We start from the raw sequence: 24,285 nt of genomic DNA on the forward strand, positions 1-24,285 counted from the left end.
AAGGGTTTGGAAGGAGAAATCGGATGGACCTATTGGGTGTGGCACACCAACTGCACGAGGCCGATCGGACGCGACTAGAGCAGGTGCGTGAGTTTTTGCAGGCACGCATTCGCCGGCAATCGATCGAGTTCTGGAATCGCGAGGAATTTCCCGCAGGACTTGTGCAAGAGTTGGCCGATGCCGGTTTAGCGGGAGTGCAGCTAGATGGCTCCTCGCATCTATTGCGCGGGTTGCTCCACGCGGAAATCGCAAGAGCCGACGTATCACTTTCATCCATTGTCGGCATCCACAATGAGCTCATCGTGGGCATGATCGATGCGCTCGGGTCGGCTGAGCAGCGTGAATCCTGGCTCCCAAAACTCACCACGTTCCAAGCCTTTGGCGCCTTTGCCTTGACCGAACCCGACCATGGGTCGGACATTGCCGGAGGCATCCACACCACCGCGACCCGCGAGGGCGACGAATATGTGATCAACGGGGCCAAGCGTTGGATCGGCATGGGAACTATCGCCGATTTTGCGTTGGTCTGGGCAAAATGTCCCGAGAGCGGAGCGGTGGGGGCCTTTCTGGTGGAAAGCGACCGTCCGGGCTACAGCGCAACCAAGATCGAAAATAAGATCGGCCTGCGCATCATGCAGAACGCGGATATTTCAATGGAGAATGTCCGCATTCCGGTGGAGAATAAACTCCCTGGCGCGGTCAACTTCGCCTCGGCGAATGCGTTGTTGATGCAGTCTCGCGCCTGGGTCGGGTGGCAGGCGGTCGGCGCCATGCTGGCAACCTTGGATATCTGTACCGCTTACGCCAAGGACCGGCAGCAATTCGGCCAACCCATTGCCTCGTTCCAGTTGGTGCAGCAATCCTTGGCGGAGATTGCCGGCAATGCGACGGCGTGCCTGTCGATGATGATGGACATCGCGCGCAAGCAAGAACGCGGCGAGCTGGAAATGGTCGACGCGGCGCTGGCCAAGTCCACTGCGACGCGGCTCGCGCGCCAAACGGTCTCATTGGGCCGTGCGCTGCTTGGCGGAAATGGTGTGGTGACCGACCATGAGATGGCCAAGTTCTTTTGCGATGTTGAAATCCTGCACACCTATGAGGGCACCTATGAAATTAATTCATTGATCGTCGGACGAGCGCTGACCGGAGTGAGCGCATTCGTCTAGCGAGAGTTCCCTTGTGTAGGTGGCCGAGTCCTAGTGAACTCTTGCTCCGACAGTACGTTCCAATCCGGAAAGTACTGGCTAGGGCAGATTCATCAGCATGCGCCACCTATACGAGGAGCATCGCGGTCTAAGGCGTCCGTAGCTCCGCGTGGGGCACGGCAACTGCGTTTGAGCTGCGTTGTGCTCGGGGCTGCAGTTGCCCTGCCACTGCTGTTTGGCGGTTTCTGGAAGCTGGCACGAGTAAGCGAACATCCACGAAAACAAATTAGTGACGACTTCAAAACCCTGCGCGAAGCTCTCGAAGTAACCGACTCGATGCCCGAGGAGCAGAGCTAGCTGCGCCACCAGGTATCGAGGTAGGTCGCGGGAACCGTACGCTTGTGGCGCGAACCGAGGAAGCGGGACTCGATGGTCTTGGCTGCGGCAGCATCGACTTCCCGGCCTTCGAGGTAGTCATCAATCTGCGAGTAGCTCAGCCCCAGCTCGTCTTCATCTGTCCGCTGTGGCTGGCCGTCTAATAGGTCCGCGGTTGGTTCCTTGGCCCAAAGGAGCTCTGGAGCACCCAATTCTCGCAGCAAGGCTTGGTTCTGACGTTTATTCAACCCGGCGAGAGGCAAAAGGTCGGCGCCACCATCCCCGAACTTGGTGAAGAATCCGGTGACCGATTCGGCTGCATGGTCGGTTCCGAGGACCAGCATGCGGCGATCACCTGCCATGGCGTATTGCACGATCATGCGCATCCGGGCCTTCGCGTTACCCCGGTTGAAGTCGCTGATGCGTGGGTGGCCTGCGTTGTCCAGCGCTTCATCCAGGGCCTTGACGGGCTTTTCGATATTTACTTCAAATTCCTCGTCGGCGCCGATGAACGCCATGGCCTTCGCCGCGTCGTCGGCGTCGCTCTGCACCCCATGGGGCAGTCGGACCGCGACAAAGTTCGCCTCGCCACCGGCGTCGCGGACCTCTTGGACCGCCAGTTGCGCAAGCCTTCCGGCCAAGGTGGAATCGATGCCACCGGAAATTCCCAGCACGAAACCCTTGGCTCCGGTCGCTCCGAGGTAGTCCTTCAGGAACCCCACGCGTCGTTGGATCTCCTGTGCCGGAATGATTTGTGGCTTGACGCCAAGTTCTTCGATGATCTCTGCTTGCAGTTCGCGCATGCATTCAATACTAGGCATGAGAATGGGCGCAGTGGCTAAATACCGGTGTTCGGGGCGGAAAGTTAATCTGTTTTCAACATTCCACCCGGCAGGCTACTCGGTTTCAGCCTCGGCCCAGCCAAAGTTCTTGGCCATTTGTTCCAGAGAACTCACCGTGGTGGAGTATGCCTCCGGGGTGAGCCCCTCGCCGCACTGGGTACGGATTCGTTCAACCAGTTCGCTGAGCTTCACCAATGACACATGTCCGCGTTCGGTGATTATGTACTCACCGCCCTGGCGCGAGATCCACCCGGATTCCACGAGCTCTGCCAGATGTTCGGTGACGGACTGAGGTTCATCGGGCGAGGCAAAAAATGGTGAGAGGCCCGTGGTGAGCTCGGCTTCCGACGCAGGATTCTGCTCGAGCAGGTTCAGTACCTGCCATTGCCGGCGCGTAACACCGTGTTCTTCCAAGGTCGCTGCAAACTGCTCGTCGATCAGCGAATCTACCAATTTCAACCAGAAACCCAAGGGGCGAGTCGCATTCATGATCCCACCCTAGCCGGGAGTTACGGCTGGGGCTAGGGGCTAATTTAAACAAGTACGGCCAGCTCAATCGCGGTTCCACCGATCCGTCGCCGGGCGGATGTGCGGCGCGCTTGGCAATCTGGCAGGGCCAGGACGCATGGCATCATCAGGTAATGATGTGCGGCTGCTAGAGACCGCTCTCGGAGCGCCGCGCCCTGGTGGTGAACTGCACCGAGGAATAGCCGTCATACAGGGCATTCCTTGCAACGGCCACTCCGTTGTGGCGACTAGAATTGTGTCTATGAGCGAAACCAGCGCCCGTGAGCGGCTTAAAGAACTGATCCAAGAACTTGCCATCGTGCGCGGCAAGGTCACTCTTTCCTCCGGCAAGGAAGCCGATTACTATATCGATCTGCGCCGGGTCTCCTTGCAGCAAGAAGCATCCGGACTTATCGGCGAGGTCATGCTCGACCTGCTGGACGAGGCCAAGCTTGAATTCACCAATGTTGGCGGTTTGACCATGGGCGCGGACCCGGTGGGTACCGCAATCATGCACACCGCGCGAACCCGGGGCCGTAGCCTTGACGCATTCGTGGTGCGCAAGGCACAGAAGTCCTATGGGATGGGACGCCAGGTTGAAGGCCCGAGCGTCGAAGGCAGGAACGTGATCGTTCTGGAAGATACCTCAACTACCGGTGGTTCCGCTTTGACCGCAGTCGAAGGCGTGCGCAAGGCCGGCGGCAACGTCATTGCCGTCGCCGTGATCGTTGACCGCGACACCGGCGCCAAGGAGCGTATCGAGGCCGAGGCCGGCGTTCCGTACCTTTTCGCCTACGGCAAGACCGAGCTGGGCCTGTAACAACATACTCAAGGAACTTGCTGGTTGACGGGAGACGTTAACCGACGCTGGCCTGGATGGGAGGGACTTTTGGTCCGCCCCATCCAGGCCAGTTTTTATAGAGCTGCGGTTCCTGAGCCTTGGCTTGCTAGTAAGTCAGGCCGTAGCCGAAGGGGTAGAGCTCCCCGTCGGTAGTTTCCGCATAACCCGGCAGATCGCTGTACTGCTCGCGGATGGCCTCTGCGGTGCCGGCCAGCGCGAACGGCATGCAGGAATACATGCAGCACTCGGACGCCACCAACACGGTCTTCGAGCAGTCCATGACCTTCAAGGACGGCTACCTGCACCCAGGCAACAAGCCGGGCCTGGGTGTCGAATTCAATGATGAAGCAGCGTTGTCCTACCCGTACCAGCAGGCCTACCTGCCCTACAACCGTCTTATCGACGGCACCGTCCACGACTGGTGAGCCAGCAAATTATTGCGCACGCCGGGCAAACGGAAACTTCCCAAGGAGCTGTCGCATTGAACCGAGTCATTGTCATGGGTGTTTCCGGTTGCGGCAAGTCCACGGTCGGCGAACTGCTCGGCACGAAGCTGAACGCCGGGTTCCTCGATGGGGATTCACTGCACCCGCAGGCGAATATCGACAAGATGGCTGCCGGGCAGCCACTGGACGATATGGACCGTGAGCCATGGCTTCGCGAGGTCGGCAATCGTTTGGGAGCGCTCAGCAACGAATCGATGGTCATCGCTTGCTCTGCGCTGAAGCGGAAATACCGTGACCTGATTCGGGCGCAGGCACCGGGAACTGTGTTCATCCACCTGCACGGCTCGGAAGAGTTGTTGACCGAGCGCATGGGCTCACGGCCCGGCCACTTCATGCCGGTGGGACTGTTGCAGTCGCAGTTGGAAACGCTCGAACCGCTGGAAGCTGACGAATCCGGTCTCGTACTGGATATCGCGCAACCGCCTGTCGCCTTGGTCCAAGATGCGGCCGCATGGCTGGAATCCCGAGACTAGAACTCAGATAAGTGGCAGTGGGGACTGATTCTGCTCAGTCCCCACTGCCTTTTTGCCTCCCGATGTTTTGGCGCTTCGAGTTTTGCCCTGCAGAGAGCGTTGAGAAACCCCGGGCAGGCTAGTGCCTCTACCTCACTGGGTCTCGAGGCTGGCGGTTATGGTGTCCTGCGGCGCAGTGTCAGCGAACCTACAATGAGTGCCGCGATAATCCACGCGATGATAACCAGCAGGCTCGCGGTCGTCGCCGAATCTTCGGTGCCATTCGCGATCGCCGTCAACGCATCGATCGCATGAGACAGCGGCAGCCAATCGCCGAAGACCTCCAGAGGGCGTGGAAGCTGCGCTCGTGGAAGGATGATCCCGGCTAGCAGAAATTGCGGGAAGATGAACAGCGGCATGAACTGCACCACCTGGAATTCGGTACGGGCGAAGGCGCTTGCCATCAATCCCAGGCTGGTGCCCAACAAGGCGTCGAGCGCCGCAACCGAAAATAGCAGCCAGAGGCTTCCCTGGATTTCCAAGCCGCACACCCAGACGACGAATGACACCGCGATCACCGTTTGGAGGATTGCGATCAGGGTGAAGGCCAGCGCGTAGCCAAGAATGAATTCCCCCTTGGCCAGCGGCAAACTCAGCAACCGCTCCAGGGTTCCGCTGCGGCGCTCACGAAGCGTGGCAATGCTGGTCACCAGAAACATGACGATGAACGGAAACAGCGCGATCATGGCTGGGCCGATCAGGGCAAAAACTCGTGTATCGGTGAAGATCCAGGACATCAGGCCAATGAGCAGGCTGGGAACCACCAGCATGAGGGCAATGGTTCGTGGATCGTGCCGAACCTGCTGCAAGACGCGTCCGGAGGTGGCGAGCGTGCGGATCATGGTGAACTCTCCTTGCCCGCGGCGCGGTGTTTTGGAGTCGGCCGTGCAACGTTCGGCGTTGCGCCGCCAACCCCGCCAACAAGGGCCAGGAAGGCTTCTTCTGGATTCTCGGTTCGAGTGCGTGCAAGCAGTTCAGCCGGGGTGAGCTGGGCTAGCAGTTGACCCTCGCGGAGCAGGAGCAACTCGTCGCAGCGCATCGCTTCATCCATGACATGGCTGGAGACCAGCAGGCACATTCCGGTGGCGGCAAGTTCGGTAAACAGCCGCCAGAGATCGGAGCGAAGCACCGGGTCAAGCCCGACCGTTGGTTCATCGAGGATGACGAGATCTGGTGTTCCGAGCAGCGCAATGGCCAATGACACTCGGTTGCGTTGTCCGCCGGAAAGATCTATGGCTAATTTTCTCGACTGGAGTTCGAGATCGGTCAACGCGATGACGCGGTCAACCTCTGCGGCGGATACGCCAAGAATTCTTGCGAAGTAGGCGATATTCTGGCGCACGGTGAGATCGTCGTAGACGCTGGCTGCCTGCGTCATGTAGCCAACTCGGTGGCGCAGGGCCTTGCTGCCGGCCGAGGAGCCGAGCACCGTCACGCTGCCATGGGTGATAATTTGGCTCCCGACGATGCTCCGCAGCAGCGTGCTCTTTCCGCTGCCGCTAGGGCCCAGCAGGCCAATGACGCGTCCGGGGGACAGCGCAAAACTCAGCTCGTCGAGCACCAGCATCTTGCTTCGCTTCACGCTCAAACCGTCCACGACAACGCAGGCCGATTTATTCATCATGCAATGAATTAAAGACCCCTTTAAGGCCGGGGTCAACGCTTTCAGGACGGCATTTTTCCTGTCAGATGCCACTGGACGGCGGGCCCAATGCAGGCGACAACCTCATCGTCGTCCATCGAAGCCAGCGGCTCGAGCTGAATGATGTACCGCCCGATAATCATTCCGATAATCTGTGTCGCTGCCAGCGCGGCCCGACGGTCAGCGTCGGCGGGCGGCAAGGATCTGCCAAGTCGCGCGAGCAGTTCTTTTTGGAGGAAGGACTGCATGAGCTTGGTTGCCGACTGGCTGGAAAGCATGCCTCGGATCAAGCTGGTGGCCGCAGGACGAATGACGGGGTTTGCCCACGCCGTCACGACGGTGCGCACCAGGGCTTCGCCCAGTTCGCCAAGCGGGCTGGTCATTGCCTGGGCAACCAGCTCCCTAGGATTAACCGGCATATTGAGGGCTTCGAGGAAGAGCCCGGTCTTGTCTTTGAAGTAGTGGTGAACCAGAGCCGAATCGACACCCGCGCGGCGCGCCACGGAACGAATGCTTGCCGCCTCGAAACCTACGGTGCTGAATTCCTCGGTAGCGGCTTTCAAGATTTTCCGGCGGGTCGAACCCGTGGTGCTGCCCCTAGGCCGCCCACGGCCGCGTGGTGCGGCGTTCGGGTATTCGGATTCCTGATTCACGGATCAAGCATACGTCTTGGGTACCTCAGCGGCGTTTGGCCCACAGACCGAGAACTACGAGCAAGTAGGCGAGCATGGCAAATCCGAGCAGGCGGTGCTCTCCCCACACGACGGTATTGGATACCGAGCAGTGCAACTCGGCGCCTTGGCCCAGACAGGAACGCATCGCATAATTCAAGGCAATGAAAAGGGTCAGGCCCAAATATATGCCTACGGCAAGCAATACGAACTTCAGTAGCCTCCGCTGGGAGGAACGGCTCATCATGCAAACAAGTATCCGCCCCTTTCCATGGTTGGCAAGGGGCGGATCTCAAGGCTCAGGCTACGGCTTTTTAGCCTTGCCGGCAGCTGGTTCGCTGGCGCCTTCGGCGACGAGCTCACCGTGCAGGGTCGCCACCGAGGGGTATTGCAGATCCGGGCGGAACGGGAAGGTGTCAACATCGCCGGCGGCGGTGATGCCGGTGTGGACCAGCGCGGTCAACAGTCCGGCTTCCATGCCGGCAATGATGTCGGTGTCCATCCGGTCGCCGATCATTGCGGTGGTTTCCGAGTGCGCGTCGATCCGGTTCAGAGCCGAACGGAACATCATTGGATTGGGCTTGCCCACCACATACGGTTCGCGGTTGGTGGCCCGAGTGATCAGCGCCGCCACCGCGCCGGTGGCCGGTAGCAGGCCCTCGGACGAGGGGCCGGTGGCGTCCGGGTTGGTCGCGATGAAGCGTGCGCCACCCTCGATCAAACGAATCGCCTTGGTAATGGCCTCAAATGAGTAAGTGCGGGTCTCACCGAGCACCACATAATCCGGATTCTGATCGGTCATGATGAACCCGGCATCGTGCAAGGCGGTGGTCAAACCAGCTTCACCGATTACGAATGCACGTCCGCCGGGACGCTGACGTGCCAGGAACTCGGCGGTGGCCAGGGCGGAGGTCCAGATGTTTTGCTCCGGAACGTCCAAGCCCGAGGCGAGCAATCGGGCACGCAGGTCGCGTGGGGTGTAGATCGAGTTATTGGTCAACACGAGGAATCGCAAATCATTCTCGCGCCAGTACTGAATCAGCTCGGCGGCACCCTTGATTGCCTGATTCTCATGGACAAGCACGCCGTCCATGTCGGTCAGCCACGTTTTGATGTCGTGGATGGTGCGCGAAGCTCGAGTTATGGTCGTCACGAGGTGTTATTCCTCCTTGGGCAGTGATGGTGGGACGTTTCGTCATTGATCAACTTCCCTGATGCTAAAAGCCTACACAGCAATTGCCGTAAGTGCCGTGAACGTGGACACCTCGCCGAACAACTACCCTTAAAGAGTGAACGAAGAATCGCAGGAACCCACGGCAGACCCAGCAGCACAACACATCATCGGCGTTGGCCCTTGGCAGGGTGAACTTCCGACCGATGCGCACTATGACCCTGAACTGCTGGCCCAAGGCGACCGGCGCAACGTCGCCGACAAGTACCGCTACTGGTTGATGGACTCGATCATTGCAGATCTCGACGAACGCCGCCACGATTTCCATATCGCCATCGAGAACTGGCAGCATGACATGAATATCGGCACCGTGGTGCGTTCCGCAAACGCCTTCCTCGCCAAGGAGGTCCATATCATCGGCCGCCGACGCTGGAATCGCCGAGGTGCGATGGTGACCGATCGTTACCAACATGTCCGCCACCATGCCACCGTGGATGAATTCGTGATCTGGGCAGAAGGTGAAGGGCTGACCATTTTGGGGATTGATATTTTCCCCGATTCGGTCCCTCTGGAGACATACGAACTTCCACGAAACTGTGTGCTGGTGTTCGGCCAAGAAGGCCCGGGCCTCAGCCCAGAGGTGCATGCGGCAGCGAAAGACACCCTTTCAATTGAGCAGTTTGGTTCAACTCGATCGATAAACGCGGCTTCGGCGGCCGGTATCGCCATGCATGCCTGGGTCCGCAGGCACGTCTTTGGGCAACGCGTGAGTTAACAAAGGAATAAACATCTGTCTTTTAGACAAAAGTTTATTCGAGCATCTGGATTAGTTGTGAAATACACCATAGGCTAGGCCTTGGTTATACATTCGTGATCTGGGAGCGGCAGTAGTGAAACGGCGACATCAGGTAAACCACGACTTATTACTTATCGGCTTGCCCCGGAAAAGGAAACGTCTGATCGTATGGGCCACCTCAGTGGTGGCCGCCATTGGTCTCACAGGCGCGCTCGCAATTCCTATTGTTGCGCAAACAGCCGATGATCGTCAGGGCAATATGCCCATCGCCATCGATGCGCAGGCCGCGCCCGCAAACTTCAGCAACCCGGTCTACGTCAATCAGGACGCTCCTTTGAACGCCTTCGGCGGATCGGGGCGGGCCCTTGCCATTGATGGCCGGCCCTTGGGGATGGTTGAAGGCGCCGCCGAGACTTCCGAGGACTCCGAGAACGAAACCGAAACCGCACTTCTCGCAGGAGCCGTAGGCACCATCGGGCAGCTTCCCGGTGACTTGCAACTGATGCACCCGGTCCCTACCCGACGCATCTCCAGCCCCTATGGGTGGCGCAGCAATCCCACCGGTCCAGGAAACCAGATCCACATCGGACAGGACTACCCAATCTCTTGTGGATCTCCGGTGTACGCCAGTGAAGCTGGTCGCGTCATCGTCTCCGGATGGCACGGCCACTCGGGCATGCGCGTCACCATTGACCACGGAAGCAACGTGCAGACCGGCTATAGCCACAACTCAAAGCTATTGGCCAAGATTGGCCAGGAGGTCAAGCAGGGCGAGCTGATCGCGCTCGCGGGAACCACCGGCAATTCGACGGGTTGCCACGTGCACTTCGAAGTGATCGTCAACGGTCGCTGGCACGATCCACGCAACTACCTGCCAGGGATCCCCGGCCAGCCCAAGGCAATGATCGATTCGAGCCGACTGACGGTGAACTCGAACAGTGCGCCAAAGGGCAACGGATCCAACGGCCCGCAATCACAGGGGCCGGACCGCAACGAGAGCTCGGATCCTGATGTAGTGATTCCACGCGACGACACTCCAGTGGTGCCTATGCCAAAGCCAAAGCCAAAGCCAAGCCCGAGCGAATCGAACTCGCCATCACCGACGGACTCCAAGTCGCCATCGCCTACGGATTCGAAATCTCCGTCGCCTACTGACTCGAAGTCGCCCTCACCGACGGACTCGAAGTCTCCATCACCGACCGATTCCAAGTCGCCTTCACCAACGGAAGAGACGACACCGACTGAGGGGTCGGGGGAAACCACTCCATCCGGGGATCCAACGCAGGATACATCTACCCCAACGAAGCCTAAGGCTACGGAAACAGCACCGAAGACCAGTGACTCTTCTACTCCGGATAAGCAGGAATCGACTTCTGCAGTCCCGGAAACCAAGGGTTCCTCGGCACCGCCGGCAACGTCAAGCACGGTAACCCCTGAGACTACCGGGTCATCCGGCGCTTCGCAGTCCTCGGGGTCGGCCAGCAAGTAGCAGTTCACCGAAAACCGCGAGTGGAAGTCAGCCAAAGGCTGGGTTTCACTCGCGGTTTTCAGCTTTAACACGCTTCATCACGTGTCACGTTCGGAGATCTACGCCACGTCACACCCCGCTGCCGATAGGATGGGGTGAGAAACGCCGTCAAAGGCGACGCGTCCACCCTCGCTAAACACAAGGAGTGAAGCATGCCTATCGCAACCCCCGATAAGTACAATGCAATGATCGATGCCGCCAAGGCTGGCGGGTACGCCTTCCCGGCGGTCAACGTCACCAGCTCGCAGACGCTGAACGCCGCAATCCGCGGCTTCGCCGAAGCGGAATCGGATGGCATCATCCAGGTATCCACCGGTGGCGCAGCCTACTGGTCCGGTGCCTCAATCAAAGACATGGTGACCGGCTCGCTCGGTTTTGCCGCCTTCGCCCGCCAGGTAGCCAAGAGCTACGGCGTGAACATCGCGTTGCACACCGACCACTGCCCGGCCGACAAGCTAGACTCCTTCGTGCTGCCGCTACTTGCAGCCTCCGAGGCAGAGGTCGCCGCAGGCCGCGACCCATTCTTCAACTCGCACATGTGGGACGGCTCGGCCGAAACCCTGGAAGAGAACCTGCGCATCGCAGCCGAGCTGCTGCCACGCACCGCTGCCGCCAAGCAGATCCTCGAAGTTGAAATCGGTACCGTAGGCGGCGAAGAAGACGGTGTGGAGAACGCCATCAACGACAAGCTGTACACCACCGTTGAAGACGCGCTGGCTACCATCGAAGCCTTGGGCTCCGGCGAAAAGGGCCGCTACATCACCGCGCTGACCTTCGGCAACGTGCACGGCGTCTACAAGCCAGGTGGCGTGAAGCTGCGTCCGGAGATCCTGAAGGATATCCAGGCTCAGGTTGGTGCAAAACTGGGCAAGGCCAACCCGTTCGATCTGGTCTTCCACGGCGGTTCGGGCTCCTCCGACAAGGAAATCGCTGACGCGGTGTCCTACGGTGTCATCAAGATGAACATCGATACCGACACCCAGTACGCCTTTACGCGCCCGGTGGCCGGCCACATGTTCGCCAACTATGATGGCGTGCTGAAGATTGACGGCGAAGTAGGCAACAAGAAGACCTATGACCCACGCGTCTGGGGTGCCAAGGCCGAAGAGTCCATGGCGGCTCGCATCGTTGAGGGCGCACGTCAGCTCGGCTCGGCCGGAAAGTCGTTGAAGTAACAATGGCCGGCGAGAATCTACTGGGTATCCCAGAGACACTGCTGCCCGAGGAAACCGACGTGCTTGCGCGTCTGGATGCCGGGGATGAGCCGTTAGACCTTGCAGCGAAGTTCCCTTCGTCTTCACTGGTGTGGGCGCTGTTGGCCAATGAGGCGCACGCAGAGGGCCGCACCGTGGAATCTTACGCGTTTGCCCGGGTGGGCTACCACCGTGGCTTGGACTCGTTGCGCAAATCAGGCTGGCGTGGACAGGGGCCCGTTCCTTGGCGCCATGAACCAAACCGCGGTTTCCTGCGTTCGCTTTACGCGCTGGGTCGAGCGGCTGCAGCCATCGGCGAAGCCGAGGAAGTTGAGCGAATTGAAAAATTCCTCAATGATTCGGATTCCAGCGCCAAGGGCTCCATCGAAGCCGAGTAGTAACGAATTAATAAGACGGACGAAAACCATTCGGGTTTTCGTCCGTCTTTTTTGATTCCAAATTGCAATTCGCAATATGTCCTTTGACCGGAAGAGATGAGTATTGAGCTTGAAAGCCATCTGCGGTCCGAGTCAAGCTGCATATTCCGGATGTTCCTGAGCGGAGATTTGGTGGCGAACCCGACCCATGATTCTCTGTTTGACTTGTGCTTTACAGAAGTATTTGGGGAGGAAGAACAGAAAAGTATCCCCACTGGATGAAAATGAGACCGTTCTCATCAAGTTCTACTTTAAGACTCATATTGTTAACCTAGAGTTCAAGTTTGTGAACGAATCATCACCTTATTTCAGTGAAGGGAATCCACCATGCTGTCATTTTGGCTGGCGCTAGCTTCGAACATTGTCGGTATTACGGTCCTCGTCTACTTCGTGTATTTCCGCCGTCATTTCCGGCGAGATTTGGTTTTGGCCTATATTGCCTTGAGCATGGGTATTTTCGCCGTGACTATGCTGCTTTCCGGTAGCGGCGCAGGCATGGGCCTGGGTCTTGGCCTCTTCGGCATTCTGTCGATCATTCGACTGCGTTCGGATACCTTGACCCAAGAAGAGGTCGCTTACTACTTCATTTCTCTAGCGATTGGCCTGGTCAACGGCCTTCATCCGGAACCGGCCTGGTTGGCACCGGCAGCCACCGGCGCCCTGGTGCTGGTCATGTTCCTCGCCGACCACCCGCGCTTTGCGCCACGTACCGATCGCCAGACGGTGACCTTAGAGAAGGCCTACCCGCAGAAGCCTGAATTGGTGGCAGCGCTTGAAGAACTGCTCGATGCGAAGGTGCTGCGCACCGTTGTAGTTGAGCTCGACATGGTTCGCGATCTGACCATCGTAGATGTACGTTTCCGCACGAATCAGGCCAGCAAGCCGAGCACCAAAACCGACGACTTCTCGGGAACCTATGAACTGGCCAATACGCTGCCGGTCTCGGGGAACAGCGTCAAGCAGGAGTTGTGGTCCAAATGACCACCGAGGCGAGGACCTTCTCCTGCGCACGTGAAGCCATCGAAGCGGCGGTCGATGGCCGCTCGCCGATAGGGTTAGCGGAAGTCATTTCGGAAGCTGCGTTGCAGACACGCGTGGATCGCAAATTTCTGCTCACTCCAGATGAATTTACCGCTCTCTCCGAGCGTCTGGGGGAGCAATTCAAAATCATGGAGATCGACGGACTTCGCACCTTCCGCTATGAATCCGTGTACTTCGACACCGAGGACTTTGAGCAGTACCGAGCTCACCGCCAGGGCCGACGCCGGCGCTACAAGGTCCGCTCGCGGACCTACGCGGACACCGGACTGTCGATGTTCGAGATCAAAACCAAGGGACTTCGCGGATCCACCGTGAAACACCGCGTGGAACAAGATCCGCGGTTGGCTGGCGAGCTGACCGCTGAGAACGCCGAGTTCCTCGAACAAGTGCTGGCCACCGAGTATGGAGCGGAAGCGCCGGACTTGGCACCAGTGCTCGATAGCTCCTATGTTCGTGCGACCTTCGTGAACCCCATCGACGGTGAACGAGTAACCTGCGATGTGGAATTGGCCTACGCCAATGGCGAGCAGCAGATCGCCGGACCAGATCTGATCGTCGTGGAAACCAAATCTGCCGACGGACGTGGAGCTTCAGACCGAGCGCTTGCCGAATTGGGCATCCGCGAGGTCAGCATGTCGAAGTACTGCATAGGCATCGCTTTATTGCATCCGGAACTGCCTGCTAACCGCTGGAGCCGTTTGTTGGAACAGCGCTTTGGCGCACGGCGTCGTACGGTGTCCTATCCGGCAAGACGCCGGCCAGCGGTACGCAGCTAAACATCAAAGTGTGCCGACCTGGGGGATGATCGCTTATACGAGAACCCCCTAGGGTTTTGCGCGCTAGCGCGTGGCGGCCAGCCGGTATCCAACTCCGCGCACGGTTTCAAAGCGTTCCCCGCCGAGTTTGTTGCGCAGGTAGCGCACGTAGACGTCCACCACATTCGAGCCCGGATCAAAGTCGTAGCCCCAAACACGAGATAGCAGCTGCTCGCGGCTGAGCACCTGGCCTGGATTACGCAAGAACGCCTCAGCTAAGGCGAATTCTCGGGCGGATAACTCGATTTCCTTATCCGCGATACTGACCCGGCGGCGCAATAAATCCATTTCCAGGTCGCCGTGGTTCAGTACCGAGGATTCGCTGGCGCTGTCTTCGGTACGCAGGCGCAAGCGCACCCGAGCTAACAGCTCGTCAAAATGGAATGGTTTTGCCATGTAGTCATCGGCGCCGTTCTGCAAGCCGGTGACGGTGTCTTCCACGCTGCCTCGCGCGGTCAGAATGATCACTGGTGTTTCGATCTGCGCTGCACGCATCCGCCGCAGCACCGAGAAGCCATCTTCATCAGGCAGCCCGAGGTCCAAGATGATCAGTTCATAGTCGCCGTCGAGGGCCAGATCGAAGCCATCGCGCCCGGTTCCTGCAACAGCTGAAGTCAGCCCCGCGGCGCGTAGGCCTTTGGCGATAAATGAACTGATGCGAGGTTCGTCTTCAACGATCAGGATTCGACTCATGCTTCGGTACCTCGTGTAGTTAGTGGGATATCGATATAGAACGTGGAGCCCTTATTCGGTTCGGAATCCACCCAGACACGGCCGCCGTGGGCGGTGGCTATTGCAGAGACAATATTGAGGCCCAGCCCAGATCCATCTGCGCGTACCGAATTCTTGCCTCGACCGAAGCGCTCGAAAATGCGGTCGATGTCATCGGGCTGGATGCCGACGCCGGTATCCGAGACCCACCAGCGCAATAAGGTATCCCCGTGGCCGTCTCGAAGCACTTCGTTGCCCAACCCGATTCGAGTTCCGTCCGTGGAAAACTTCACGGCATTGGCGCAGAGCTGCAGCATAGCTTGGGTTATGCGCGTTTGATCCAGGTTAACCGTGGATTCGGAACGATAATCCACTCTCCAGTGGCGATCGCCCAGACCCCTGGCTTTGTCCAGAATGTCATCCAATAGCGTGCCAACCTCGGTTGGCTGAGGCTGGATGAAGTCTGCTCGATTGGATTTAGCCAACATGACAAGATCATTGATGAGCAGGCTCATGCGCCCCATTTCATCCAGCGCTATTTCTTTGCTCTGCTGCACATCTTCCGGGTCGTGCGTGTCCATGAGCTCGAGGTGGCCGCTGACGATTGTGACCGGGGTGCGCAGTTCATGCCCGACATCGTCGAGCAGCTGCCGCTGTGACTTCAGCGCACCTTCCAAGCGGTCAAGCATTTCGTTAATGGTCACAGTCAGCTCGGCGAATTCGTCATTCCCGGTGACTTCGATTCGCCGCGAGAGGTCGCTTTCCGAGATTTGATGCGCGGTAGTCTGCAGCCTGCGTATCGGCTCCAGGGTCCGATTCACCACCAGCCACGAGGCACCGGCCGCAAGCGCCATCACCAAGACCCCAACCGCAGAGAAAATAGCAAAATTTCGGTCATCGGCGCGTGCTTCTCCGAGGTAGTCATAGGCGAGCACAAATGCGCTGAAACTAGGATCTTCTGGAAGCTGCACCGGGACGATAACCGCCCGATATGTGGTCATCTCCGTCTTGACGGTCCCCAAATGGATATGGCTGTCGGTTTTGCTCCGTTCGGCCCAAGCCAGAAATTCTGGGTCGTCCTCCAGCCGTAGCTGGACGACGTCCGGTGCGGTCCACTGAACCTCGCCTCCGGCCAGTCCGAGCATTCCCTGATGCCGTGAGGGCAACGTGCGCTGCATGGCCGTGTACAGCAGGTCCTCGGCCTTTTCGAAGTGCTGCAAGGTGCGCGGATCCACGCCAGTTTCGGCGAGTACGCCGAACTCCTGCACGGTACGCGACAACGAGTCATCGAGCCGCTCATTGAGCTCGTGGCGTTGTACCGCGTAACTCGCGGCGCCGGCTACGAGCAATGCCAAGCCAACGACCAATAGCATGCCGGTGAGCACTCGTGCGCGAATAGACCATGAGCGCCTAGTCGTCATCGTCGTCTAGCTCGTCATCGTCATCGTCGTCATAATCGTCATCATAGTCGTCGTCATCGTCGTAAGTATTCGCCGAGGGTGGCAGCGGGACCACCGGCTTCTTGGTCGGTTTTGGCTTCACCGTGGGCTGCTTTGTCGGCTTTGCCTTGGGCGTTTCCGTGACGGTGCTTTTACTTGGAGCAGCCCTCTTCGTAGGTTCCTCGCTTATAGATGGCGATGGAGAAGGCGAGGGAGTCTCGGAGGAGGTAAAAGTCGGGGAGTTGGGCACCTCGCTGGTGGGTGAGGTGCGATCTTCGTTAATGATGAAGCCGTTGCCCAGATCCTTGTCCATTGGGTCTGCGATGACCTGCCGAATACCTAGAAATCCCAAGAGCACTACGACGATCACGATGATCGAGAGCGCGAGGCGGCGCAACGTTTCCAATCCCATGCAACCCATTGTCTCTGAGCCAGATTAGACCAAGATGAGAAGTGGCCTAAGTCGCCACGAAAAATTGATCGCGAGGAAGGGCTCTGGTGTCACCGATGTTGCAGACAGCATGCTCTGACGCGTGGGCGCCGCGCGTTGAACAATTATCGGGTTCGACTTAAATTCTAGATTCTGATGTTCCATGCAGCTCGGGATCAGTGCAGGTGTTCGAAAATGATGTTCGTTTGCGTGGATGAAAACGCGTTATTGGCGCCCAAGTGGCTCGCAACGAACGTGCGCAACTCATCGATTGAACGGGTGGCCACGCGGACCAGCAGATCCGGAGTGCCACCAAGGACAAATACGTCACGGACCTGTGGCAGGTCAGCTAGGTTCTTTGCTGCGGGAAGCATCCGGTCGCGGGCTTGTGCGGCTACGACCACGGAGATCATGGCATGGACCGTGACCCCGAGGAGTTTTTCATTGATTCTTGCGTGGTAACCCTCAATGATGCCGCGGGTCCACAACGCCTTGACTCTGCCAAGGCAAGTGGAGGGGGCAAGGCCCACGCGTTGAGCCAAAATATTGTTGGCCAGCCGCGCATCCTTGTGCAGCTCGACGAGAATCGCAAGATCGGTTTCATCCACCTGAACGGAATTCGACTGGGCAGGTCCAGAGCTGGCCCATGCTGAACCTGACACGGAATATTCTCCTAGTTCTTTGCGAAAGTTCGAAAGTTAAACAAATCTTCCACTGTTGATTCTACGATGAATGCAAAGGTGAGTTCTCAGAGAAAGCGAACATAGTATGAGCACAGTGGTCAGTCGAGAAAAGTTGGAGCTATTGGACCGCCAGGATGCGCTAGCCTCCTTCAAGGATCGGTTCCTGCTGCCCGACGGGGTGCTGTACCTGGACGGAAATTCGCTGGGCCCGCTTCCGGCCGGGGCAGCCGAGCGTGCTGCAGAGGTGGTGAATGTCGAGTGGGGACAAGGGTTGATCCGTTCGTGGAACAGCGCCGGATGGTTTGAGATGCCCACTCGGTTGGGTGACAAACTCGGATCCTTGCTTGGTGCCAACCCGGGCGAGACTGTGGTTACCGATACCACCAGCCTGAACCTCTTCAAGGCCTTGGCTTCGGCGCTTCGCATCCAGCAGGTCGATGGCCCGGGCCGCCGTGTGATCATCACCGAACGCGACAATTTCCCCACCGACATCTACATTGCCGAAGGTCTCGCCGAGTTGCTGAACTCGGTCGGTGCAGAAACCGGCATTCGCTACGAAGTGAAATTGATCGACAACGAAACCGAGCTGCGTGCCGCATTGGGCGAGGACACCGCGGTCCTCTCGCTGTCGCACGTTAACTATCGCACCGGCTCCATGTGGGACATGGCGGCGATAACCGAAGCGGTCCACGAAGCGGGGGGACTGGCAATTTGGGATCTGGCGCATGCTGCCGGCGCCGTTCCCGTAGATCTAAACGCCGCAAAGGCCGACTACGCGGTTGGGTGCACCTACAAATACCTCAACGGCGGCCCGGGATCCCCGGCTTTCATCTGGGTCAACGCCCGGCATCAGGACCGCTTCTGGCAACCGCTCACGGGATGGTGGTCCCACCAGGCGCCCTTCGAAATGGCGGAGCAGTACACCCCGGCAAATGATGTACGCCGATTCATGTGCGGCACCCAGCCGGTAACGTCCATGGCGATGATCGAGGTGGGCCTGGATATCGCAGTGGAAGCCGAGATGGAATTGGTCCGGGCGAAGTCCTTGGAACTCACCGACCTATTCATCGAACTTGTCGAGACTCGGTGTGCCGGACACGGGCTCGAGCTGATTACCCCACGTGAGCATGGGCAGCGCGGAAGCCATGTGAGTTTCCATCATCCGAACGGCTACGAGATCATTGCGGCGTTGATCGAACGCGGCGTGATTGGTGACTACCGGGAGCCTGCGGTGCTGCGCTTTGGCATCACGCCGCTGTATCTGAGCCGTACGGATATCTGGGATGCGGTGGAGATCTTGCGTGAAGTTCTGCACACAGGCCACTGGCAACGCGAAGAGTTTGCCGTGCGAAACGCCGTGACATAGCAGGAATACTAGGCGCGGGCGCCGAATGGCTCCCAAAACCGCTCAGCCGAGGCGATAGTACGCTTGAACGCAGCGAGGCAGCTGGTGCCTCGCTGCGTTTTCTTTGAGGGGTGCTGCGCAACGTGGGAACTGAACCTGCGAACAATGTACCGGGTGGCATGGGGCTGAAAAAGTCGCTTACCACGGCCCAGATGACCATGATCGCCCTCGGCGGGGCGATTGGCACCGGCCTATTCATGGGCAGCAAGCTTGGCATCCTGCTGGCCGGGCCTTCGGTGATCATCAGCTACGTTGTTGGTGGCATTATCGCCCTGCTGGTGATGGGCGCGCTGTCGGAAATGACTGTGCATCAACCTGTGGCCGGTTCGTTCGGTGTGTACGCGGAGAAGTACCTTGGGCACTTCGCCGGGTACCTGACCAAGTACCTTTACTGGTCCGCGTTGGTCTTCGCGGTGGGAACCGAAGTCAGCGTGGTGGGGGAGTACATGCAGTACTGGTTCCCCGATATTCCCGGATTGTTCTGGGTGAGCGTCTTCTCTTTGGCACTTCTCGCGGTGAACATGAACAGCGTGAAGTTTTTTGGAACCACTGAATATTGGTTCTCCGCGATCAAGGTTTTCGCGATCGTCGCTTTCATTATTATCGCCGCATGGCTGGTATTCCATGACCCAAATGACCAGTTTGGTATCGCCAACTACAGCGCCGAATCAGGGTTCTTCGTCAACGGCGTCTGGGGCACTTGGAATGCGGTGATCGTCGCAATTTTCTCTTATATGGGCATCGAAGCAATCTCCATTGCAGCCGCGGAATCACGCAATCCGCAGATCGCGGTGCGCAAAGCCTTCAAGACGACTTTCCTGCGCCTGTTGCTGTTCTATGTGTTCACCATGGGGCTGATCCTCGCGATCGCACCAACCAGCGAACTGGTCAATGGCGGTTCGCCCTTCGTGACCGTGATGAGCCTGATGGGTGTACCCTTCGCCGACTCGGTGCTGAACTTCGTGTTGATCATCGCTGCCCTTTCAGCCATGAACGCGCAACTTTATGCGGCGACTCGCATGCTCAACTCCTTGGCGGATTCCGGCCATGCTCCACCTCTTGCACGAAAGCTCAACGTGAAGGGCTCGCCTATTCACGCGGTCTGGATGTCTGCTGGCGGGATTGCTGTCGCGGCGCTGGTCTACGGGCTTGTCCCGGATGGCGGCCTGGGCATCATGATCTCGCTGGCGACTTTTGGTGCCATCGCCACCTGGTTCATGATTCTCCTAACTCACTTAGCCTTCCGCCGACACATCGGCAAAGAACAAATCCGCCTGGACTTCAGGCTGCCGGGCTACCCGACCGCTTCGTTGCTTGGCGCGATACTTCTCACGGGCTTGCTGGCCACCTCGTTTTTCACCGAGCAGTTCACCTACACCCTGGTCTTCGGCATTCCGTTTGTGGTCGTGATGTCGCTGCTCTATAAGCTCATCTTCGCCCGCAAACAGGCGAAGACCGCCGCTTGAAGTGCGAACCGGCAGTCTTTACCGGGCCACGGATAATGGCAGGATCTTCTGATCTGGAGGTTGAGCTGATCCGGGGGAGCCGCGCCACCCACCAACCGACTCTGGAGCTGGTGACCAATCAGTCGAATTCTGGCCAAAGCTTCCAGAATCCAGTCGAGATGAATAACTCTGGTGAAGCTATTTCTAGGCTCTCACACGGTCTGGCCACGCGTAGCACCGCGTAAACGGCAAGCGTGGCCGGGCGCACTAAGATCGTAATGGGCCGGTGAAGGTCTGGCATCAATTTCTTGAAGGGGCAAATGTGGCCAAGCTGTATTTTCGATACGGAGCAATGAACTCGGGTAAGTCAACGAGCTTGTTGCAGGCTGCCTTCAACTACGAGGAGCGCGGTCAGCGAATCTTGTTGGCCAAACCAGGTGTTGACACCAAGGGGGAAACCTCGATTGTTTCGCGACTTGGACTGAAGCGCGAAGTAGATTTTGTTATCGGTCCTAAAGGCGATGTACGTACTCAGTTCGCCAGTATCGCTTCGGGGGACGACCCTGATGCCCTGCTGCCACATGTCGACGCCCCACCGGTGGCATGCCTGCTGGTCGATGAGGCGCAGTTCCTGAACCGTGAACAGGTAGACGACCTATTGCGGATCGCGGTCCTAGACAATGTTCCGGTGCTTGCTTACGGCATCCGCACCGACTTCCGCACCCGGGCATTCCCCGGTTCCGCACGCCTGATGGAGTTGGCGCACTCGCTTGAGGAGCTGAAGACTATCTGTCGCTGCGGGCGCAAGGCAATGTTCAATACGCGCCGCGTCGGTGATCAGGTGGTCTTCGACGGTGATCAGGTGGCCATCGACGGGGAAGACGTCTGGTACGAATCGCTATGCGCCGCTTGCTACCTTGAAGTTTCTGGCGCGCGCCTAGGCTGAGACCAACTGACTTTCATTTTTTGTTGGTGATCCCTGAACTGCGCGGTCCGTCAACTTAGAATCGGTGGAGTGCTCAGGCGATAAAGGTCCCTGGGGTCGCGCCTAGGACATTGCGGAAATGCCGAATCATATGTGGTTGGTCGTGGAACCCTGCCGTTATGGCCGCTTCGGCCGAACTCTTGCCGGCACGGAGCAACCTGCGAGCGAGATCGACGCGACGCCCGGTGACATAACGATGCGGGGCGATTCCGTAGGCTTGGGAAAATGTGCGCACCAAGTGGCTTGGATGGGCGTCTAGAACTATCCCTGCCTCGGCGAGTGTGAAGGAATCGGTGAGATGCTCATCAAGCAGGCTGCGTAATTTGCGTGCCAGCGGAACGTCTCGCAGCTGTGAGCCGGGCGCGCCTAAGCAAGAGGAAACAAGCAACTGAAGCTCCAGCACCCCGTTCTCTGCAGCTAATCCATCGGCCGTGGAACTGAGCGCCTGATGAATGGACTTCACCGTAGCGACGGCGGCACTTTGGCTGATTCGAGGGTGGTCGGCTACCAAGCCAGAACGCCCTACATCAACCCATTCGGGTTCCAGGTACAAAACTCGTTTGCGAAATCCTTGTCCTTCAATTGCCGAGCGTCCGTCGTGGGCTATGCCTGGCGGAAGCAGCGTGATCGAAGCGGGGATTGCTGCGTGCGCGGTGCGGTCCAATTTGTACGAAACGGCGCCTTCATCAATCAACAGCACGGTCCATGAGTCATGGGTATGCGCCGGATAGGCATGCTGCTCGAACCGAGCGTGGAGCACTTCCTGCACGAGCGGCACTTGTGGATGCCAGACTCGCGCTAAATCGCTCATGTCATAAACGTACAATACAATTCTGGATCCGCGTGCCAAGGTCAATAGCATGAATGAAAGCGCAATTGCATCCCGAGAATCAACGTCCGAAATCCCTGAGATCCGCTTTGACACTAAGGTCATTGTGGTATTGCACGAGGATCTTTTGCCCTGGCAGGAGTTGAACGTCACGGCGTTCCTCATGACCGGTATCGCCACGAGCGAGCCCGGCTTGGTGGGCAAGCACTATGAGGACGGGGACGGAAACAGCTATTTGCCGATGCTTCGCCAACCCGTAATGGTGATGAGTGCTGATGCTGAAACTTTGGGCAAAATTCGCAGCAAGGCGATCGGGCGAGGGCTGCCCTTGGCGCTCTACACCCGTGATCTTTTTGCCACGCAACTCGACGCCGCTAACAGGGCCGCAGTCGCGGCGGTGACCTCAGAGCAACTGGACCTTGCCGGCGTTGCGCTACGTGGCCCGAAAAACGCGGTTGACCGGGCCGTCAAGGGCGCTCAGCTGCATCGATAAATCGTTTGCGCTGCGGCTACCGCTAGGTGGGCTCAGGGTTAAGCTTCCTTGAACAGCCCGGTGATTGCGCACCGCAGACCCCAATCAAAACCATCGGCCTGTGGTGCGTCTACGTCGAGCTGAACGAGGTTTTGCCGGTAGGCTACCGAGCCCAGAACATGGTTCAGGAGCAGCTGCTGTCCGAACCGAGCATGCTCAACCGAGAGCCCTGCGCTCACGAGTAATTCTCGCAGTTGCAGCATGGGGTTCAGCTCCTTGACTTGCAATGCTGTGGCAACTTCGATGACTTCGGGGCTGTCCTGAATTGGTAATAATGCCAGATACAGGTTTCTGCTCAGCTGCAGGACCGCATCCGCTGGGCTACTGAAATGCTCCGCGTTGACCCTTAGCGGCTCGGTGTTCAGCAACTGGGCTGCTACTTGTGCGAGTAGCTCTTGCTTGTTCTTGACATGCCAGTACAGGGCGCCAACCTGAACGTCGAGCTCTTTTGCCAAGCGACGCATGGACAGATCAGCCAATCCAAACTGCTGCAGGATGTCGACCGCTGTGTTCACGACCGTTAACTGAGTCAATGCCATGCGACTTAGTCTAGTCGCATGGCATCAACGCATCCTGCTATTGCTCCTAGAGCAGCGCTGGTACTCCGACTCGCTACTCGATAAGACCTACTCGAAAAGGCGCGAAAACAATGGGCGCAATTGGGAACTGGCGGTTTCACCGTGCCCCGGATGCTCGCGGGAAAGCTTCCCGACACCAATCAACAACGGATTGCCGACGACGCCACCGATGCTATTGCGATCCGTCGTAATGATGGAAGAGAACTTCTTGTGTTCGGTAGGCGGAATGCCAGTCGAGAAAGTCGCCTAGAGACTGACCACTACCAGACTGCCGAAACAAGGAACGTCGGACAGGTTCATAAGCTGCGGGTGTCCCGATGCTCGTCTAGCAATTTCGGGCCCCGGCGCGCTTGATTAAACGTAGATCCCTTGAACAGCGGAGTGTGCACGTTGTACGGGGGATCTGCGTATTTGATCAAAAATCCCCAACTCAATAAGTGTTACCGAGATAGAATTTTTGCTGTTCATCCATTCAGGAGAGTAGGCGGTTCATGCGGCATCATCTTGAGGTGCTATTTTTTGCCTTTTCAGCAGGATGCGCAGTCCTTGTCGGCTTCAGCGGAAACATTGTGTTGCTGATCGTTGCGCAATTTGTTTCGGCGTAGCTTTATTGGATTACCGTGCGCCCATATATTTTGAGGTGCCCTAGGGGCGTTGCAAAGTCCTATCGCACCAACGCGGCAATCCTCGTTGTCGCGGGAGTCCTGTGCCTTTTGGAACTGTTCCCGTTTATCATCGGGCTCCTGCTTCCAGGCCTGGCTTTCATCATCGGCGCGCGGGCTCGGCGCTATGGGCATCCAAAACCGGAATGCAATGACGTTCCGCGTCATTTGCAGTTCTTCTGAGTTGGCAGGGGCGAATCAGCGGCCTTTGCTGCATTGAGCAGGTAAATTTCTAGTGAAGTTCGTTGATTAGTACAGTAGCGTTGCCAGAGGGTCAGCCGAAGGCTCTACGCCGGTCTCGGTGTCAGCGTCTTGACTGTATCCTTCGGGGAGTGCCAAATCCCGCTTGGGCGACGTACAAACACCATCGCACTTGGTACGTGACTTGCCAGGATCCCCGCGTCATGCCAGCACCGGTATCAAGCTCGGGTGCGCCGGCAACTACTGTGTCCTAGTTGACCGGTGAGTTTCGGGTCAAAGTTCACCGTGGGGACCACCGATTTTTGGCTCCCGAATGGGTTTAGCCTGTTGAGGCACTTGTGGTTCCGCGAAACTATTGCGACT

Annotated in this window: 26 protein-coding genes and 1 pseudogene; 14 read left to right on the top strand and 13 right to left on the bottom strand. The window is 58.1% G+C overall.

Features of this window, described 5'->3' with window-relative positions; translation table 11 throughout:
* The first annotated feature begins 23 nt into the window (after nt 1-23).
* Nucleotides 24-1,166 carry an acyl-CoA dehydrogenase family protein gene (locus CQ015_RS08210; protein ID WP_105649827.1) on the top strand — a complete coding sequence of 381 codons (1,143 nt, stop codon included), beginning with the start codon at nt 24-26 and terminating at the stop codon, nt 1,164-1,166.
* Between the two features lie 332 nt (nt 1,167-1,498).
* On the opposite strand, the gene nadE is transcribed toward CQ015_RS08210, so the two are convergent.
* Both nadE and CQ015_RS08220 read right to left on the bottom strand, forming a co-directional pair.
* Nucleotides 1,499-2,323 carry an ammonia-dependent NAD(+) synthetase gene (nadE, locus tag CQ015_RS08215; protein WP_105553570.1) on the bottom strand — a complete coding sequence of 275 codons (825 nt, stop codon included), beginning with the start codon at nt 2,321-2,323 and terminating at the stop codon, nt 1,499-1,501.
* Between the two features lie 93 nt (nt 2,324-2,416).
* Entirely contained in the window at nt 2,417-2,851 is a 435-nt protein-coding gene (locus tag CQ015_RS08220; RefSeq protein WP_105649828.1) for a MarR family winged helix-turn-helix transcriptional regulator, read from the bottom strand.
* A gap of 280 nt (nt 2,852-3,131) precedes the next feature.
* Between CQ015_RS08220 and pyrE the strand changes: the two genes are divergently transcribed.
* The 3 genes and pseudogenes from pyrE (at nt 3,132) to CQ015_RS08235 (ending at nt 4,689) form a co-directional block, all read left to right on the top strand.
* A complete protein-coding gene (gene pyrE, locus CQ015_RS08225) occupies nt 3,132-3,689 on the top strand; it encodes an orotate phosphoribosyltransferase (protein WP_105553568.1) in 558 nt (185 codons plus the stop codon).
* A gap of 242 nt (nt 3,690-3,931) precedes the next feature.
* Nucleotides 3,932-4,135: pseudogene (locus CQ015_RS08230) on the top strand (bifunctional D-altronate/D-mannonate dehydratase); the annotation flags it as partial.
* 56 nt (nt 4,136-4,191) lie between these two features.
* On the top strand, nt 4,192-4,689 hold the full coding sequence (locus CQ015_RS08235; RefSeq protein WP_258133575.1) for a gluconokinase: 498 nt from the start codon (nt 4,192-4,194) through the stop codon (nt 4,687-4,689).
* Between the two features lie 155 nt (nt 4,690-4,844).
* Here CQ015_RS08235 and CQ015_RS08240 read toward each other — a convergent pair whose 3' ends face one another.
* Genes CQ015_RS08240 through CQ015_RS08260 form a run of 5 tightly spaced genes read right to left on the bottom strand, consistent with a single transcriptional unit; the run spans nt 4,845 to nt 8,194 of the window.
* Nucleotides 4,845-5,570 carry an ABC transporter permease gene (locus CQ015_RS08240; RefSeq protein ID WP_105649829.1) on the bottom strand — a complete coding sequence of 242 codons (726 nt, stop codon included), beginning with the start codon at nt 5,568-5,570 and terminating at the stop codon, nt 4,845-4,847.
* A complete protein-coding gene (locus CQ015_RS08245) occupies nt 5,567-6,352 on the bottom strand; it encodes an ABC transporter ATP-binding protein (RefSeq protein WP_219844297.1) in 786 nt (261 codons plus the stop codon). Before CQ015_RS08245 ends, CQ015_RS08240 begins: the two co-directional genes overlap by 4 nt.
* Nucleotides 6,353-6,393: 41 nt before the next feature.
* Nucleotides 6,394-7,023, bottom strand: coding sequence for a TetR family transcriptional regulator (locus CQ015_RS08250; protein WP_105649830.1), 630 nt, complete (start codon nt 7,021-7,023; stop codon nt 6,394-6,396).
* 25 nt (nt 7,024-7,048) lie between these two features.
* Nucleotides 7,049-7,288 carry a hypothetical protein gene (locus tag CQ015_RS08255; RefSeq protein WP_105553563.1) on the bottom strand — a complete coding sequence of 80 codons (240 nt, stop codon included), beginning with the start codon at nt 7,286-7,288 and terminating at the stop codon, nt 7,049-7,051.
* Between the two features lie 57 nt (nt 7,289-7,345).
* Entirely contained in the window at nt 7,346-8,194 is an 849-nt protein-coding gene (locus CQ015_RS08260; RefSeq protein WP_258138088.1) for an HAD-IIA family hydrolase, read from the bottom strand.
* 136 nt (nt 8,195-8,330) lie between these two features.
* Between CQ015_RS08260 and CQ015_RS08265 the strand changes: the two genes are divergently transcribed.
* The 6 genes from CQ015_RS08265 (at nt 8,331) to CQ015_RS08290 (ending at nt 13,983) form a co-directional block, all read left to right on the top strand.
* Entirely contained in the window at nt 8,331-8,987 is a 657-nt protein-coding gene (locus CQ015_RS08265; RefSeq protein WP_105553562.1) for an RNA methyltransferase, read from the top strand.
* A gap of 280 nt (nt 8,988-9,267) precedes the next feature.
* The gene (locus CQ015_RS08270) at nt 9,268-10,497 is read left to right on the top strand and encodes a M23 family metallopeptidase (protein ID WP_146114037.1); all 1,230 of its coding nucleotides are present in this window, start codon (nt 9,268-9,270) and stop codon (nt 10,495-10,497) included.
* 191 nt (nt 10,498-10,688) lie between these two features.
* Nucleotides 10,689-11,711, top strand: coding sequence for a class II fructose-bisphosphate aldolase (gene fbaA, locus CQ015_RS08275; protein ID WP_105649832.1), 1,023 nt, complete (start codon nt 10,689-10,691; stop codon nt 11,709-11,711).
* Nucleotides 11,712-11,713: 2 nt separating this feature from the next.
* On the top strand, nt 11,714-12,127 hold the full coding sequence (locus tag CQ015_RS08280) for a DUF3151 domain-containing protein (protein ID WP_105649833.1): 414 nt from the start codon (nt 11,714-11,716) through the stop codon (nt 12,125-12,127).
* A gap of 366 nt (nt 12,128-12,493) precedes the next feature.
* Nucleotides 12,494-13,147 (top strand): DUF4956 domain-containing protein, encoded by a 654-nt coding sequence (locus tag CQ015_RS08285; protein WP_105649834.1) that lies wholly within the window; start codon nt 12,494-12,496, stop codon nt 13,145-13,147.
* A complete protein-coding gene (locus CQ015_RS08290) occupies nt 13,144-13,983 on the top strand; it encodes a polyphosphate polymerase domain-containing protein (protein ID WP_105649835.1) in 840 nt (279 codons plus the stop codon). The genes CQ015_RS08285 and CQ015_RS08290 overlap by 4 nt, the downstream gene beginning before the upstream one ends.
* Before the next feature lie 63 nt (nt 13,984-14,046).
* On the opposite strand, the gene CQ015_RS08295 is transcribed toward CQ015_RS08290, so the two are convergent.
* The 4 genes from CQ015_RS08295 to CQ015_RS08310 all read right to left on the bottom strand — a co-directional run bounded on the left by CQ015_RS08295 (nt 14,047) and on the right by CQ015_RS08310 (nt 17,264).
* A complete protein-coding gene (locus CQ015_RS08295) occupies nt 14,047-14,715 on the bottom strand; it encodes a response regulator transcription factor (protein ID WP_105649836.1) in 669 nt (222 codons plus the stop codon).
* Nucleotides 14,712-16,106, bottom strand: coding sequence for a cell wall metabolism sensor histidine kinase WalK (locus CQ015_RS08300; RefSeq protein WP_105553679.1), 1,395 nt, complete (start codon nt 16,104-16,106; stop codon nt 14,712-14,714). The genes CQ015_RS08295 and CQ015_RS08300 overlap by 4 nt, the downstream gene beginning before the upstream one ends.
* 37 nt (nt 16,107-16,143) lie before the next feature.
* Nucleotides 16,144-16,584 carry a hypothetical protein gene (locus tag CQ015_RS08305; RefSeq protein WP_105649837.1) on the bottom strand — a complete coding sequence of 147 codons (441 nt, stop codon included), beginning with the start codon at nt 16,582-16,584 and terminating at the stop codon, nt 16,144-16,146.
* A gap of 194 nt (nt 16,585-16,778) precedes the next feature.
* The gene (locus tag CQ015_RS08310) at nt 16,779-17,264 is read right to left on the bottom strand and encodes an Lrp/AsnC family transcriptional regulator (protein ID WP_105649838.1); all 486 of its coding nucleotides are present in this window, start codon (nt 17,262-17,264) and stop codon (nt 16,779-16,781) included.
* Nucleotides 17,265-17,370: 106 nt separating this feature from the next.
* On the opposite strand from CQ015_RS08310, the gene kynU reads away from it, so the two are divergent.
* From kynU to CQ015_RS08325, 3 genes are all read left to right on the top strand, one after another.
* A complete protein-coding gene (kynU, locus tag CQ015_RS08315; protein ID WP_105569795.1) occupies nt 17,371-18,651 on the top strand; it encodes a kynureninase in 1,281 nt (426 codons plus the stop codon).
* Between the two features lie 122 nt (nt 18,652-18,773).
* Nucleotides 18,774-20,156: an amino acid permease gene (locus CQ015_RS08320; RefSeq protein ID WP_258138089.1), complete on the top strand. Its 1,383-nt coding sequence runs from the start codon at nt 18,774-18,776 to the stop codon at nt 20,154-20,156.
* Between the two features lie 301 nt (nt 20,157-20,457).
* A complete protein-coding gene (locus tag CQ015_RS08325; RefSeq protein ID WP_105649840.1) occupies nt 20,458-21,081 on the top strand; it encodes a thymidine kinase in 624 nt (207 codons plus the stop codon).
* 73 nt (nt 21,082-21,154) lie between these two features.
* On the opposite strand, the gene CQ015_RS08330 is transcribed toward CQ015_RS08325, so the two are convergent.
* On the bottom strand, nt 21,155-21,931 hold the full coding sequence (locus CQ015_RS08330; RefSeq protein WP_105649914.1) for an AraC family transcriptional regulator: 777 nt from the start codon (nt 21,929-21,931) through the stop codon (nt 21,155-21,157).
* A gap of 49 nt (nt 21,932-21,980) precedes the next feature.
* Here CQ015_RS08330 and CQ015_RS08335 point away from each other — a divergent pair, with 49 nt between their 5' ends.
* Nucleotides 21,981-22,442, top strand: a complete 462-nt coding sequence (locus CQ015_RS08335) for a DUF2000 domain-containing protein (RefSeq protein ID WP_105649841.1) — start codon at nt 21,981-21,983, stop codon at nt 22,440-22,442.
* Between the two features lie 38 nt (nt 22,443-22,480).
* On the opposite strand, the gene CQ015_RS08340 is transcribed toward CQ015_RS08335, so the two are convergent.
* Nucleotides 22,481-23,020, bottom strand: a complete 540-nt coding sequence (locus tag CQ015_RS08340) for a TetR family transcriptional regulator (RefSeq protein WP_105649842.1) — start codon at nt 23,018-23,020, stop codon at nt 22,481-22,483.
* Between the last annotated feature and the right edge of the window lie 1,265 nt (nt 23,021-24,285).

It is taken from the genome of Arthrobacter sp. MYb221 (assembly GCF_002979835.1).
Lineage (GTDB): Bacteria > Actinomycetota > Actinomycetes > Actinomycetales > Micrococcaceae > Glutamicibacter.